12 protein-coding genes are annotated in these 14056 nt (G+C 60.7%); 4 read left to right on the forward strand and 8 right to left on the reverse strand.

Translation table 11 applies throughout. The features are described from left to right. The first annotated feature begins 19 nt into the window (after positions 1-19). Complete coding sequence (locus HF327_RS16305; RefSeq protein ID WP_099736119.1) at positions 20-1102, forward strand: TRAP transporter substrate-binding protein; 1083 nt, start codon at positions 20-22, stop codon at positions 1100-1102. Between the two features lie 162 nt (positions 1103-1264). Here the strand turns inward: HF327_RS16305 and HF327_RS16310 are convergent, their stop codons facing one another. Genes HF327_RS16310 through HF327_RS16330 form a run of 5 tightly spaced genes read right to left on the reverse strand, consistent with a single transcriptional unit; the run spans position 1265 to position 6531 of the window. After that, a complete protein-coding gene (locus HF327_RS16310; RefSeq protein WP_236024228.1) occupies positions 1265-2080 on the reverse strand; it encodes a DUF4198 domain-containing protein in 816 nt (271 codons plus the stop codon). Between the two features lie 9 nt (positions 2081-2089). Then, positions 2090-2437, reverse strand: a complete 348-nt coding sequence (locus HF327_RS16315) for a DUF3325 domain-containing protein (protein ID WP_236024229.1) — start codon at positions 2435-2437, stop codon at positions 2090-2092. Next, the gene (locus HF327_RS16320) at positions 2437-4131 is read right to left on the reverse strand and encodes a PepSY-associated TM helix domain-containing protein (protein ID WP_198461312.1); all 1695 of its coding nucleotides are present in this window, start codon (positions 4129-4131) and stop codon (positions 2437-2439) included. The genes HF327_RS16315 and HF327_RS16320 overlap by 1 nt, the downstream gene beginning before the upstream one ends. Next, the gene (locus HF327_RS16325) at positions 4128-4460 is read right to left on the reverse strand and encodes a hypothetical protein (protein ID WP_236024230.1); all 333 of its coding nucleotides are present in this window, start codon (positions 4458-4460) and stop codon (positions 4128-4130) included. The genes HF327_RS16320 and HF327_RS16325 overlap by 4 nt, the downstream gene beginning before the upstream one ends. A gap of 13 nt (positions 4461-4473) precedes the next feature. Further along, entirely contained in the window at positions 4474-6531 is a 2058-nt protein-coding gene (locus tag HF327_RS16330; protein ID WP_198461314.1) for a TonB-dependent receptor domain-containing protein, read from the reverse strand. Positions 6532-6610: 79 nt separating this feature from the next. Here HF327_RS16330 and HF327_RS16335 point away from each other — a divergent pair, with 79 nt between their 5' ends. Then, positions 6611-7303, forward strand: coding sequence for a response regulator transcription factor (locus HF327_RS16335; protein WP_198461316.1), 693 nt, complete (start codon positions 6611-6613; stop codon positions 7301-7303). Further along, on the forward strand, positions 7290-8612 hold the full coding sequence (locus tag HF327_RS16340) for a sensor histidine kinase (RefSeq protein ID WP_198461318.1): 1323 nt from the start codon (positions 7290-7292) through the stop codon (positions 8610-8612). The genes HF327_RS16335 and HF327_RS16340 overlap by 14 nt, the downstream gene beginning before the upstream one ends. Positions 8613-8685: 73 nt before the next feature. Here HF327_RS16340 and HF327_RS16345 read toward each other — a convergent pair whose 3' ends face one another. From HF327_RS16345 to HF327_RS16355, 3 genes are all read right to left on the reverse strand, one after another. Continuing rightward, positions 8686-10512: a TRAP transporter large permease gene (locus tag HF327_RS16345; protein ID WP_198461320.1), complete on the reverse strand. Its 1827-nt coding sequence runs from the start codon at positions 10510-10512 to the stop codon at positions 8686-8688. Positions 10513-10531: 19 nt separating this feature from the next. Continuing rightward, positions 10532-11152, reverse strand: coding sequence for a TRAP transporter small permease subunit (locus HF327_RS16350; protein ID WP_198461322.1), 621 nt, complete (start codon positions 11150-11152; stop codon positions 10532-10534). A gap of 485 nt (positions 11153-11637) precedes the next feature. After that, positions 11638-12021, reverse strand: coding sequence for a nuclear transport factor 2 family protein (locus HF327_RS16355; RefSeq protein ID WP_198461324.1), 384 nt, complete (start codon positions 12019-12021; stop codon positions 11638-11640). A 259-nt stretch (positions 12022-12280) separates the two neighbouring features. Between HF327_RS16355 and HF327_RS16360 the strand changes: the two genes are divergently transcribed. After that, positions 12281-14038: an MdtA/MuxA family multidrug efflux RND transporter periplasmic adaptor subunit gene (locus HF327_RS16360; protein ID WP_198461326.1), complete on the forward strand. Its 1758-nt coding sequence runs from the start codon at positions 12281-12283 to the stop codon at positions 14036-14038. Positions 14039-14056: the final 18 nt, after the last annotated feature.

Raw genomic sequence — 14056 nt, forward strand, 5'->3', positions numbered from 1 at the left:
TCCTCAAGGAGACTAAAAAGTGGATCGTCGTTCTATTCTGAAAAATGCCGGTATCGCTGGCGTGCTGGCTGCTGGTGCAGCTCCTGCTGTTCACGCTCAGGCCGCAGTGCGCTGGCGTCTGGCTTCCAGCTTCCCCAAGTCACTGGACACCATTTTCGGCAGCGCCGAAAAGCTGTCGCAAGTGGTCAAGGCCATGTCGGGCGGCAAGTTTGAAATTTCCGTGCACCCCGCTGGCGAGCTGATGCCTGCTTTTGGCGTGGTGGATGCGCTGCAGGGCGACACCATCGACATGGCGCAGACGGCGGCCTACTACTTCACCGGCAAAGACCCCATCTTCGCCTTCAGCTGCGCCGTGCCCTTTGGCCTGACCGCGCTGCAAATGAATGGCTGGAAGGACCATGGCAATGGCCGCAAGCTGCTGGATGCTTTCTTCGCCAAGTACAACTTCAAGACCGCATCTGCCGGTAACACCACCACCCAGATGGGCGGCTGGTACCGCAAGGAAATCAAGACCGTGGAAGACCTCAAGGGTCTGAAGATGCGTCTGGGCGGCGGTGTGTTCGGCGAGGCCATGGCCAAGTTGGGCGTGGTGGCACAGAACATGCCTGCTGGCGATGTGTACCAGGCTCTGGAAAAGGGCACGCTGGATGCCGTGGAGTTTGTCGGCCCTTACGACGATGAAAAGCTGGGCTTCAACAAGGTTGCGCCTTACTACTACTACCCCGGCTGGTGGGAGGGCTCTGCCGAGCTGGAGTTCTTCATCAACATCAAGAAGTACAACGCTCTGTCGCCCGAGAACAAGGCCATTCTGGATGCCGCAACTCGCGTGGCTGCCATGGACATGACCTCCAAGTACCAGGTGCTGAACCCCCAGGCCATCAAGCGTCTGGTGGCCAACAAGACGCAGCTGAAGATGTTCCCCAAACCTTTGATGGACGCTGGCTTCAAGGCCTCGATGGAAGTATTTGCCGAGCACGAAGCCAAGTCGCCCGAGTTCAAGAAGATTCACCAGGACATGCGCGCCTTCCAGCGCGACCAGATCCTGTGGAACCGCTTCTCCGAGTACCCCTTCAACCAGTACATGGCGACCGCCAAGATCTGATAAAGCGCGCGGTGCAGCCAGGTGCTGCATCCCGCCGCAAAAAAGCCGCAGGCCATGTCTGCGGCTTTTTTAGTTTGTGAGCAGCTTGCGCTGGCTCTTAAAGGGTTTCAGGTGCTTATTGATATGAAAACAACTGTAGGCAGGCGCTAGCCGCTACGATTTTCAAGGCAAAACTTCTAGCGTGGCCGCATAGGTCAGAGACTTTTGCTTGGCCTGCGCCACGGTGGCTGCAACCCGTGTGGAGGCGTTGATCCAGTACAGCCCAGCGCTGGGCCAGCGCACTTGAAAGCTGCCGTTGTCATCGGTCACCCCATCCATTTGCTGGGTGCTTTCGTGCCAGCGTGCGCCGCCCGCGATGATGCTGACTTTGAGCTGGGGTGCGGGCTTGCCATCCTGCAAAAACGTCAGTGTGGCGGTCTCGCTGGCCGCCAGATCATTGGGGTGGGTGGCAAAGCGCAGCTCAAGCCCCTTGCCTGTGGGGGTGACGGCGCTGGGCTTGCCCATGGTGACAAAAGTCTCCACGCGCGATGCAACTTGGTTGACAGAAAGCTTTTCTGCCGTGGCTGGCACATGCAGGGCAAAGTCTGCGGCGGGGCCATTCCAGCGCTTGGCCTGGCCGTTCTCCTGCCATTGCACGCGCAGGCCGTCATTGACCACGGCGGCGCGCCAAGTGCCGGGCTCGGTCAGCTGCCACTCAAACACGGCTTTGTAGCGAAAGCGTTCCAGCTTGGCAGGGTCGGTGGCTTTGCCGGATGGGCTGATGATCTGCAGCCCTTCAAGGGGCAGGGCGTTGTGGTTGAAGAAGAACAGATCATTGCCGCGTGCAGCATCCACGCTGACCCACTGATTGGCCGTTTGCGACAGCACGGTGGATGAGGGCACGAGGAAGGAGCGGTGCGCCTGAGCCATCAGCGGCAGCAACAGCAGCGGGGCGATCGCGATGGTTTTGCGTAGTGAGCGAAGAGTGCGGTGTTTCATAAGCAAAATTCAAAAAGCAAACAGGCTCGCCGCTGCAGCGACCAGCAAGGCCGCGCCCGCTGCGGGCGGCAGGGCGCGGGGAAAGTAGCTGAGCAACGCCGCTACGGCCAGCGCCGCAAAGGTCAGCAGACCCAGCCAGTCAGTGGCAGCCACCGATGCGGTTTTGCCCACCATGCAGGCCAGCAGGGCAAGCACCAGCAAGCCCGTGCCAGCGGCGCGCAGCAGGTGGTTGGGAAGGCTGGCGAGGGTGCGACCCAGCACATCTTCCTGGTGTCTATCCATGGCAAGGCTCAGCGCGGCAAAGCCGCAAAAGCTCAACAGCAAAGCCGATAGAGCCATCAACGTGGTGGAGGGCATCAGATTGGCCTTTCTTGCGCTTGCGGGGCCAGCGTGGAGCCTGCGCCATTGCCTTCGCCATTCGCGAGGGCTGAAGCAGGGGCTGCTTTTGGGGTGGGCAGAGGTTTGGGTCGCGGCGAACGCAGCAGCTTGAACGCCGCAAAGCCATGAATGGCCGCCAGCACCAGTGCGACCAGATCAAAGCCCGCCACGCTCCACAGACCTGCACCCATGGCGGCAGGCAGTGGTAAGCCTCCTGTAGCGGCATTCAGCAGGGGCAGGCTGCCAAACAGCACCGCGGCCAGTGCCAGTTGCTCTGCCCAAGCGCGGCGGTGGCTGCGCAGCAGGCCGTGCACGGCGCACAGCAGCCAGACGATGAAGAAGCTGCGAATCTCCATATCAGAGCGCTGCACAGCATCGGCTGGAATCAGGCGGTTGGCAAAAAAGTAAGCTGCCGTGGCAATCGACAGGCCCGCAATGGAGCCCACGTTGAGCACCTCTACCAGTCGGTGCAGGCGCGGTGTGCGACCCAGCTTGCGCCGCTCTGGCAGGCGCTTGACCACCCACAGCACCATGCCGGTGGCCGCCATCAGCGTACCCACTACACCCGACAGAAACAGCAGCCAGCGCAGCAGAGGCTCGGCAAAACGGCCCAGGTGTGCTGCGGTCAGCACGTTGTAGATGGCGGTGGGTGTCGAGACGGACTTGGCTGCAGGCGCTTCCATTTGAGTGCCCGTGATGCCGTCAAACACCATGCGTTCGCTGCCTCCCCGGTTGATGAGGCTGTTGCCGCCTTGAGAGCGCAGCTCAATGCGCGCGCGTGGCGTATTGGGCTGGTTCACCACGATCGCTCCCACACCGCGCTCGGGCCAGCGCTGCTGCGCAGCGGCCATCAGCGGGGCGATGGGGGTCATGGTCACGGCGTCTTCGGCTTGTGACTCAGTCTGCTCACCGCGTTTGCGGCGGGGTTGCTCGGCAGCGGCTGGGCGGTTGCCGCCGCGCATTTCGTTGAAGTAGGCGCGGGTATCGCCTTCATAGACGGCGCTGGCGCCCCAGGGCATCAGCATGATCATCAGCAGCAGCAAGCCGCTGAAGGTGATCATGATGTGAAAGGGCAAGGCCAGAATGGCTGTCATATTGTGGGAATCGAGCCATGAGCGCTGCTGCTTGCCGGAGCGAAACACAAAGAAGTCGGTAAAGATTTTCTTGTGTGTGATCACCCCGCTGATGATGGCCACCAGCATGAACATGGTGGCAATGCCCACAATCCAGCGCGCCCAGATGCGGGGCATGGCGTACAGCTCAAAGTGAAAGCGGTAGAGAAAGCTGCCGCCGCGCGTCTCACGCACAGGGATGGCTTCGCCCGTGGCCGCATCCAGCTCAGCGCGCTGGGTGCCTGCGCGGCCGGGTGCCGCATCCTTGGCGCGCCAGCTGGCTTGCACGGAAGGGTGGCGCTCGCCGGGCAGGTTCAGCGTCCAGGTGCTTGCGGCCGGCGCCAGCTGTTGCATGCCTGCTATGGCTTTTTCAGCGGTGCTGGCCGATGGCACGGACTGGTGCAGCTCGGGCTTCATCCAGACGTTGATTTCGTCGACAAAGTAGCTCAGCGTGCCGGTAAAGAAAACTGCATACAGCAGCCAGCCCAGCAGCAGGCCGGACCAGGTGTGCAGCCATGACATGGACTGGCGCAGTCCCTCGGGTTTGCCGTCGACTCTCATGGCTTCCACCCCAGCGCTGTGGCCAGACCGCCTAGCAGGGCGGCCAGTATCACCATGCCCACCCACAGTCGGCTGGCGCTGGGGGCACGAAATGCCCAGATGGCCGCGATGAAGTGCACCACAAAGGCCAGCATGGTGGCGGTCATCACGGCATCCAGACGGCTGGCGCCGGTGTGCATCAGTGCCAGACCGGCGCTGGCGCAAAACAGGGCCGACAGCGCATAGCCGCCAAAAATAGCCGCCAGCGCGCGTGAAGCAATGGCCCAGCGATAACGAGCGATGGAACGTGTCATGGACGGTGCCAGACCCAGTGAGTGATTGGTGGACATGGCGGTGTTCACCTTAGAAGCGGTAGGCCATCTTGACCCACAGGCGGCGGCCATCTTCGGCATACGAATAGGCCGAGCTGGTGTTGCGCGGGCGCACGTTGTTGGTGAGGTTGTAGGCCACGACATTGACGGTCAGGTCCTTGCGTGGCGACCAGGCCGTGCCAATATCCAGCGTGGCGACAGCGCCGACGGATTCTGTGACTGCGCCGCCTGAACCCCAGGCGATCAGGGCTTCCTTGCCGCGATAGGTCACGGTGGCAAAGGCCGAAAGGTTTTCACGCGCCTTCCAGTTCAGCGTGGCGCTGGCGGCGTGCTTGGGCACGGCCACCAGTGGCTGGCCATCCGCCATGGGGTAGCCAAAGCCCAGAATGTTCACGCCTGCGCTTTTGACCTTGGAGTCCGTCAGCGTGTAGTTGCCCGACAGCTTGAGCGCGGGGCTGAACTGGTAGCTGCCCGAAAGCTCCAGGCCGCGAATCTTGGCCTTGGTGATGTTGAAGTAGGTGCTGAAGACGCGGCCCGTGTATGGGTCATTGGGCACGGGAGTGCCGTCGGGTCTGACCAGCTGGCGTGAGCCGGTGTTGACGATTTTGTTGGTGTAGTCGGTATCAAAAATGGTGGCATTGCCGCGGAAGGCACCGCCCGCATCGTAGTAGGCTCCGATTTCGCGGTTCAGGCTTTCTTCGGGCTTGAGATCGGGGTTGCCCCAGGTCTGGGCGCCGCCACGCTGGGGCAGGCCGATATTGGGGTTGATCTGGGCAATGGTCGGGGACTGAAAGCCTTTGGCCACACCGCCTTTGAGGGTCCAGGCGCTGGTCAGGCTCCACACGCCATACAGGCGTGGCGTCCAGTGGCGGCCAAAGTATTCGTTGTCATCCAGGCGCAGGCCGCCGGTCAGGCTGAATTTTTCAGTAATGGCCCATTCGTCTTCGACAAACAGCGATTTTTCGGTAAACGATGCATCAATGCCCTGACCCAGGCCTTGCGGGTTGGAGTAGTAGCCATCGCTTTTGAGCTCATTGCGGCGTATCTGAAAGCCGGTCAGCAGCATGTGATTGCCCAGTGGCATGGTCAGTTTGCCGTCCAGCACCGTGTTCTTGGTCTTGGGCTTGGCGGTTTGCAACTCGCCTTCGCGCACCGCGCTTTCCTGCGACAGACTCAGGTCCGAGATGCCAAAGCCCCAGCGGCCCTTGTGGCTCAGCGCATAGTTTTCGCGGATGTATTCGTTCTGGTTACGGGTGGCTGTGGGTGCCAGCGTGCGGCCCGGAGTGGTCCAGAATTCCTGCCTGGAGCGACCGGCTTCCAGCATGAATTCGTGATTTTTATTGGGCGTGAACCATAGGCGCAGGTTGCCCGTCTGGCGGTTGGATTTGGCAAAGCCGTCCAGCACATCGTCTTCCTGGCGGCGCTTGTCTGAGCCCCAGAACTGCAGGCCCAGCGTGTCGGCGATCAGTGGGCCGGACAGGTAGAGGTCGGCCTGATTGGTGTCGCCCGCCTTGCCTGCATCCTGAAAAGTGTGCTCGCCCGACAGAGATCCATTCCAGCTCTTGGCGACCTTGCGCGTGACGATATTGATTACGCCGCCCATGGCTTCAGAACCGTACAGTGTGGACATGGGGCCACGCACCACTTCGATGCGCTCAATCGCCTCAATGGGGGGAATCCAGTTATTGCTCAGGCCTTCAGAGACACCGCCCTTGAGCGTGACGCCACCGGTGTTCTGGCGGCGACCGTCCACCATGATCAGCACATGGCTGGACTCCATGCCGCGAATCGAGATTTCGCCCTTGTCGCCGCCCATCACACCTACGCCGGGTACATTGCGCAGCGCATCGCTCAGCGAGCGGAATTGCTTGCTCTCCAGCTCCTCACGCGTGAGGATGGTGATGCTGGCAGGGGCGGTTCTGACCTCCTGCTCATACCCGGAGGCGGTCACCGTCACGGTTCCCAGCGCCACATCGCTGCTGCTTTCCGTGTTTTGGGCGTGGGCCAGAGTGGCGGCCAGTGGCAGAGCCAAAGCGATAGCGGTTTTAGCCAGAGTGGTGGACGGGTGTCCTAAGAACTGCTCTCTCATCAAATCCTCGAACTGAAATGTTATTTAAAATGCGTATTACTTTCATTTGTAATTGCGATTGCTGATCAACGTCTGACCGATGAAGCTGCTGATAGTTGAAGACCACCAAGAGTTGAGCGCGCTGCTATACCGTCACCTGGAGCGCATGGGCTTTGCGGTAGATACCGTCTCTACAGGGCGCAAGGCTTTGCATGCGCTAGCCATTGGCCAGTACGACGCGCTGGTGCTGGACCTGGGCTTGCCCGATATGGATGGCATGGAAGTGCTGGCCAGTTGTCGTCAGAGCGGCAAATACCTTCCCTGCATTGTGTTGACCGCACGGGATGCGCTGGATAGTCGCTTGGCAGGCCTCAATGGCGGGGCCGATGACTATGTGCTCAAGCCCTTCGAGATGTCCGAGCTGGAGGCCCGCTTGCGGGCCGTGCTGCGCAGGGCGCAAGGGATTCACCAGCAAAAGCTGAGTCTGGGCAATGTGGCGTTTGAGACCGAATCTCGCTTTGCCACCGTGAACGGAAAACAGGTCGATTTGCTGCGCCGCGAAGCCATGCTGCTGGAAGAAATGCTCAGAGTCTGGCCGCGCATTACCGTCAAAGAACGGCTGGAAGAGCATCTCTACGCCTCGCGCGAGAGCGTGACGCTGAATGCGGTGGAGGCCCTGGTGTCCCGTCTGCGCCGCAAGCTTCGAGATGGCGGTGCCAATGTGCAGATCGATACGGTGCGCGGCGTGGGCTATCGCATGGTGCTGCCCCAAGAGGCTCATGCCTGCGCGTAGCCTGGAGCTGCGCGTACTGCTGGGGTTGACGCTGGCTTTTGCAGCGGGCATGGGCGCATTGGCTTTGTCGCTTTATGACACCCGCGACCAGCTGCGTCGCGTGACCATGAACATTCAGGCGCGGGAAATCAGTGCGGCCTTCACCATGGGCAGTGACCCTGCGAGCCTGCCCAGGAGCTATGCGGGCGGCGAGCTTTCTTACACCTTGTATTCGCCTGAAGGCCAGGTACTTTGGTATTCGGACAATCTGCAAAGACCACGCCGTCTGCGCAAACCTGTGTCTGCAGAGCACCTGCCCTTGTTCAGTCTGCCGCTGCGCAGCGGCGAGGTCATCAATGTGGCAGCCCCGCTGGCCGATGGCGCAACCCTGATGGTGGCCAAGCGCGATGTGCTGGAGCGCCAGACCATCGGCCTGCTGCTGCGTGCCAAGTTGCACCAGAGTCTGGCCCTGCTGCTGCCCATCGGTCTGTTGGCGTTTGCACTGGTGTATGCGGTGATGCGCTGGACCTTGAAGCCTGTGCAGCAGGCCGCGCGTTTTGCGCAGCGAATCTCTTCAGACAACCCACAGCCTATTCCTACAGCCCATCTGCCCAGCGAAATGCAGCAGCTGGCGCAGGCTGCCAATCAGGCGCTGGACAAATTAGCCCATGCGTTAGCCCATGAAAAACAGTTGGTCGCCGATGCGGCCCATGAGCTGCGCACGCCACTCACGGTGCTGGATCTGCGTCTGCAGCAGGCACGCCTGGATCCCCAGCCAGACTGGCAGGCGATAGATACTGACATGGGGCATCTGCGTCAACTCACTGGGCAGCTCATGCTGCTGGCACGGCAGGAGCGAGGTATGGATGCGGCCGCAGATATGGCACGTGCCGCCACACCACTGTCACGCGTGATTCGCGAAACCGTAGCGTCGCTATTGCCGCTTCTGGAGGCCCAAGAGCGCCAGATTGAGGTGCACATTGAAGACGCGGTGCTAGCCAGAGGCGATGCCAGCCTGCTGCAAACCGCGATTCGCAATGTGCTGGAGAACGCGTTGTTTCATGGACAAGGCGCGATTCGCGTGGACATGACAGCGCAGGGCGACCACATTCTGGTGCGCGTAGCTGATGAAGGCCCGGCCATGAGCACCCAGCAGCGTGAGCAGATGTTTGAGCGCTTTCACAAAGGCGTGCAAAGCAGCCGGGGCGCGGGCCTGGGGCTGGCTATCACCAGGCAGATTTTGCGCAATGCGGGTGGCGACGCGAGGTTTCTCGAGGCGGATGGCTGCGTGCTGGAGATGCAGTTTCAGCGTTTCAAGAACAAGTGCTGATCGATCAATGTTGAGCCATTCATGAAAAAAGCCCCGGCTCTTGTGAGTCGGGGCTTTTTGTCGAGTTGATGGTTTATTTGGCCGCAGGCGCTGCACTCAGAGAGTCTTGCAAAGCCTTGGCCGGGTCGTCCGAGCCATAGCCTGCATCAGTCGCTGGTGCAGGCTGGGTGCCGTCTTCGGGAGCTGCAGAGCCTTCTTCGCCACCTTCTGGTGCGCCAAACGGGTTATCTGAACCGTAGCCGCCGCCAGCGTCGTTCAGCTGTTCCTGCATCTGGTCACCGACCTTTTGCATGTCGACGACGACCGGTTTGTCGAGCGCGCCCGTCACGATGCCTGGGAAGGCGATCAGCGTGCCCACCATCACCAGCTGGATCAGCACAAAGGGAATGGCTCCCTTGTAGATCTGCATGGTGGTCACGGGCTCGATGACCTTGTGCGTGACCTTGTCCACATACTGCTTATCGGGTGCAACGGAGCGTAGGAAGAACAGTGCAAAGCCGAATGGCGGGTGCATGAAGGAGGTCTGCATATTGACCGCAAGCAGCACGCCGAACCAGATCAGATCAATGCCCATCTTCTCGGCCACGGGGCCCAGCAGCGGCACCACGATGAACGACAGCTCAAAGTAGTCCAGGAAGAAGGCCAGGAAAAAGATCATGACGTTGACCACGATCAGGAAGCCTACTTGGCCGCCGGGCAGACCGGTGAGCAGGTGCTCAACCCACTTGGGGCCGTCAGCCGCCTGGAAGACCAGACTGAAGGTGGTGGCGCCAATCATGATGAACATCACAAAGCTGGCCAGCTTGGTGGTGGATGCCAGAGCCTGCTTGAGCAGAGTCATGTTCAGCCGCCCGCGTGCAAAGCCCATGATGAGCGCAGCCATCGCGCCCATGGCACCGCCTTCGGTAGGGGTCGCAATGCCCAGGAAGATGGTGCCCAGCACCAGGAAGATCAACAGCAGGGGGGGGATCAGCACAAAGGTCACGCGCTCGGCCAGCTTGGACAGCAGGCCCAGCTTGAACACGCGGTTCAGCGAAGCGATCACAAAGGCCATGAAGGTGCCGCCGCACATGGCGGAGACAATCTTTTCGTCTGTGGCAACGTCCAGCACTTCCTTGCCCTGCCACCAGGTGTGCAGGTCAGCCATGTGGTTGGCCAGGAAGATGGCGACGATGGTGGACAGACCCAGCACCACGACCAGCGAGGTGTAGCCGCCGTTGCCATTGGCTTCGCGGTAGATACGGGCTTCAGGCGGCAGTGCGGGAACCAGCTTGGGCTTGAACACGGCCAGGAACATGACCCACAGCACATACAGACCCATCAGCATGAAGCCGGGGATGAAGGCGCCCTTGTACATATCGCCCACGCTCTTGCCCAGCTGGTCGGCCATCAGAATCAGCACCAGCGATGGTGGAATGATCTGGGCCAGCGTGCCGGATGCGGCAATCACGCCCGCAGACAAGGGGCGGTCGTAGCCGTAGCGCAGCATGATGGGCAGCGAGATCAGGCCCATGGAGATCACCGAAGCGGCAACCACGCCGGTGGTGGCAGCCAGCAGCGCGCCCACAAAGATCACGGCCAGAGCCAGGCCGCCGCGGATAGGCCCAAAGACCTGACCGACGGTATCCAGCAAATCCTCTGCCATGCCCGAGCGTTCAAGAATCAGGCCCATCAAGGTAAAGAAGGGGACGGCCAGCAAGGTGTCGTTGGCCATGATGCCGATCAGGCGCTGGGGCAGCCAGGCCATTACGGACGAGGGAAAGACGCCCAGCTCGATGCCCAGAAAGCCGAAGGCCAGGCCCGCAGCACCCAGACTGAATGCCACGGGGAAGCCCAGCAGCAAGAAACAGATCAGCCCCGCAAACATGATGGGGGCGTAGTTGGTAGCGATAAATTCCATTAATGTCTCCCGCTACTTCTTATGCCTTGGCCTGAGCGGCCAGCGCCTCAGCCTGCTTGCGATCGGCTTCGGCACGCAGTGCTTCGGCCAGCTCTTCTTCGGCGCTCTTGTCCTGCAGCTTGCCCATGGGGTCGGGGCCGTTGCCAGTCAAAAATGCGATGCGCTTGATCAGCTCAGACCAGCCCTGCAGCATCAGCAAGGTGATACCGACGGGAATGGCTGCCCATACCGGCCAGCGAATCAGGCCACCTGGGTTGCCCGATACTTCGCCGGACTGGTACATCTGAATGGCCACGGGCGTGCTCAGCCAGAGGATGGTGATGCACAGCGGCGTCAGGAACAGGGCGAAGCCGATGATGTCGATCCAGACCTGCGTCTTTTTGGACAGGCGGGAGTTGATGACGTCGATACGCACATGCTCGCGGTGCAGCAGGGTGTAGCCGGCGGCAATCAGAAAGGACCAGGCAAACAGGTACCACTGCACTTCCAGGAAGGCGTTGGAGCTGGTGTCAAAGACCTTGCGAACGATGGCGTTGGCGGCGCTGATGAAGGTCGCGGCAAATATCAGCCAGATGGAATATTTGCCGACAAAGGCATTGAGCCTGTCTATGCCCTTTGACAGGGCGAGTAAAGCCTGCATGGTGTCTCCAAAAAGTAGGCTGTGTTGCGTCGCGCGGTTTGGAGCTGGTAAGCCTCAAGGGGCGATCTGTGTGTTCTAACCAAGGAAGAGATTCTACGGACGGCGGTATCAAGTTTTTTACAAATATCGTCCTGAATGTGGTGGCTGAGCGTCAGCGATTGCCTACTACTGGTTTGATAGCTGGTGACGCAATCCAATCAAGCACTAGAGCCTTGTTTTATTTGAATATTTGACAGGTTTCCTGAGTCTGTGAATCAGTGTGCGCCTGCTGTCATTCAGGGGCTTGGGGTGCAAGGGGTTAGGGGAAATCAGGAGAGGCTTGAACTGCGTCAGCTTGAGGTGCGGTACTGATTTTTCTACAGCCTTGAGGGCTGCGCGATTTTGCGAACAAGAGTCCTGCATCAACATGTGGGCCAACAAAAAAGGCCTCTGCCGTACGGGCAGAGGCCTTTGCGTCAAAGCCGTTTCGGCTTGCTGTTGCCTGATTACTGGGGCTGAGCGTGGAAGGCCTTGTTGGCAATCTTCCAGCCTTGCTCGGTCTTGAGCAGCAGGAAGTAGTCGGTGAAAGTCACGGCACCGTGATAGAGGGTGACCTTGGCCATGGCGGCGGTGCCCACGATGTCCAGCGAGTCGATCACGCGGCGGCGCGTGGCTTCATCAGCGGCGGGGGTGTTCTTGAAACGCTGGCAGTAGAAGTCCACATCCCAGGAGGTCAGCGGGCCTTCGCGTACGGACTCCAGGCGGGCCGTGGGCATGAAGGCAGCGCGCATATGCTCGGCGTTGTCTTCGGCGTGGCCGCGCATGTACAACTCCAGGGGGGCACGGACTGCGGCTTCTTCAGGGTGGTTGGTCAGGCGTTCGGTGGTCATATCGGTTTCTCCTTGGGGCCAGATTCGTGGCTGCCGCAGTGCGGGCGCACCCGTGGCAGTGTCAGCAGTCAAGCATGAGGCCTGAAATCCACGGCATTGGTTTGATGAAAGTCAGCACTGTTTTTTGCAGGGTGACACAGGTAAACCCAAGGTAAAGCGGCGGTAAATGCAGGCAAAGCCGGCGCTGCCTGACCGAAGGTTGAATTGCAAATAGATACCATTGGCGGCAATTCAGGCTCGAACTTCCTGCGCTCACACCATGCCCCGCACACCTTCTTTGACTCCAACCCCTCAATCTTCACAGCTGGGCAAAGCCAGTCCCGCCATTTTGGCCGCCGTCGTTCTGGCGCTGGCTGCATCGGGTGGGGGCTACTGGTGGTACAAGCAAAAACAAGGTGCAGGGCAGGATGCATCAGCGCAAACGGCTCCTAAATCAGGACCGGGTGGGCGCGGTGGCCGTATGGGGCCGGGTGGCCCAGGTGGTGCGGGGCAGTCCCAGCCCGTGTCGGTGGGGGTGGTGGAGCGACGTGATATGCGCGTGCTCATCAGCGCCATTGGCACCATGAATGCGCGGGCCACGGCCGTCGTGCGGGCCAAGGTCTCGGGCGAGCTGCTCAAGCTCCATTTCAAGGAAGGTGACGAGGTCAAGGCGGGTCAGTTGCTGGCCGAGATTGATCCGCGCAGCTTTACCGCAGCGCTGGCGCAGGTACAGGGTTCGCTGGCGCGTGATCAGGCGCAGCTCATGAATGCGCAGCTGGATTTGAAGCGCTACAAGGAGTTGCTGGCTCAGGACTCCATTGCCCGCCAGCAGGTCGATACACAAGAGGCGCTGGTGCGCCAGCTGCAAGGCACGGTGGCTGCAGACCAGGGCCAGGTCGATGCCGCCAAGCTGCAACTGAGCTATACCAAGATTACGGCGCCTATCTCGGGTCGACTGGGTTTGCGTCAGGCCGATCTGGGCAATGTGGTCAACCCCTCGGATACCAACGGACTGGTGACGATTTCGCAAGTGCGGCCGATTGATGCCGTCTTCTCCATCCCCGAAGCCCATGTCAGCACCCTGGCTCAGCAATTGAGCGCAGGCCAGCCCATGCCGGTGGAGCTGTGGGACCGCGAGCAAAAGCAGATTCTGGCCAAGGGCCTGCTCAATGCGCTGGACAACACCATTGACACGACCACCGGCACCGTCAAGGCCAAGGCCGCTTTTGACAATGCAGAGCGCAGGCTGTTTGCCAACCAGTTCGTCAACGTCAAGCTGCAGGTGCGTCAGCTCGATCAAGTGCTGGCCGTTCCGGCCAATGCCGTGCAGAACAACTATGTGTATCTGGTCAAGCCCGATAACACCGTCACCCAGCGCAAGATCACGGTGGGCGTGGCGGATGGTGACTTTGTCAGTGTGCGCGGCGAGCTGGAGCCTGGCGACAAGGTGGTGACCGACGGTATCGACCGCTTGCGCGAAGGTGCCCAGGTCACTGTGGTGGACTCTGAAAAAGTCAAAAAGGTCGATCAGGCCGTGCAGGACGCCGCTGGCCAGCCGCGCGGCATGCGCAATCTGACGCCTGAGCAGCGCGAAAAACTCTCCAAGATGACGCCGGATGAGCGCAAGGCCTTCTTCCAGAAGCTGCGCACCGAGCGCGGTGCCAGTGGCGCAAATTCGGGGCCTGGAGCAGCCCCCGCCGGTGAAGGCCGCAGCGGCGATCAGCCTCGTAAGTCTGAGGCACAGGACAAGACGGGGGCTGCAGAGCCAGCCAGGGCTCAACAAGCGCAGACGGAATCAGCAGCACCTGCGGCACAGCGTGCAGAAGGACGTGGAGAGCGCGGTGGTGAAGGGAGAGGCGAGGGACGAGGAGAAGGGCGGGGCGACCGTCCCCAGCTGACGCCCGAGCAGCGCGAGAAGCTGGATGCCATGTCGCCTGAAGAGCGCAAGGCCTTTTTCCAGAAAATGCGTGCCGAGCGTGAGGCCCATGGTGGAGCCAGTGCTAACGCAAATGGTGGCGCAAACAGCGCAGGCCGCTGAGCATAGGCAGAAGCTGCG

This window comes from Comamonas suwonensis (assembly GCF_012844455.2).
GTDB lineage: Bacteria > Pseudomonadota > Gammaproteobacteria > Burkholderiales > Burkholderiaceae_C > Comamonas > Comamonas suwonensis.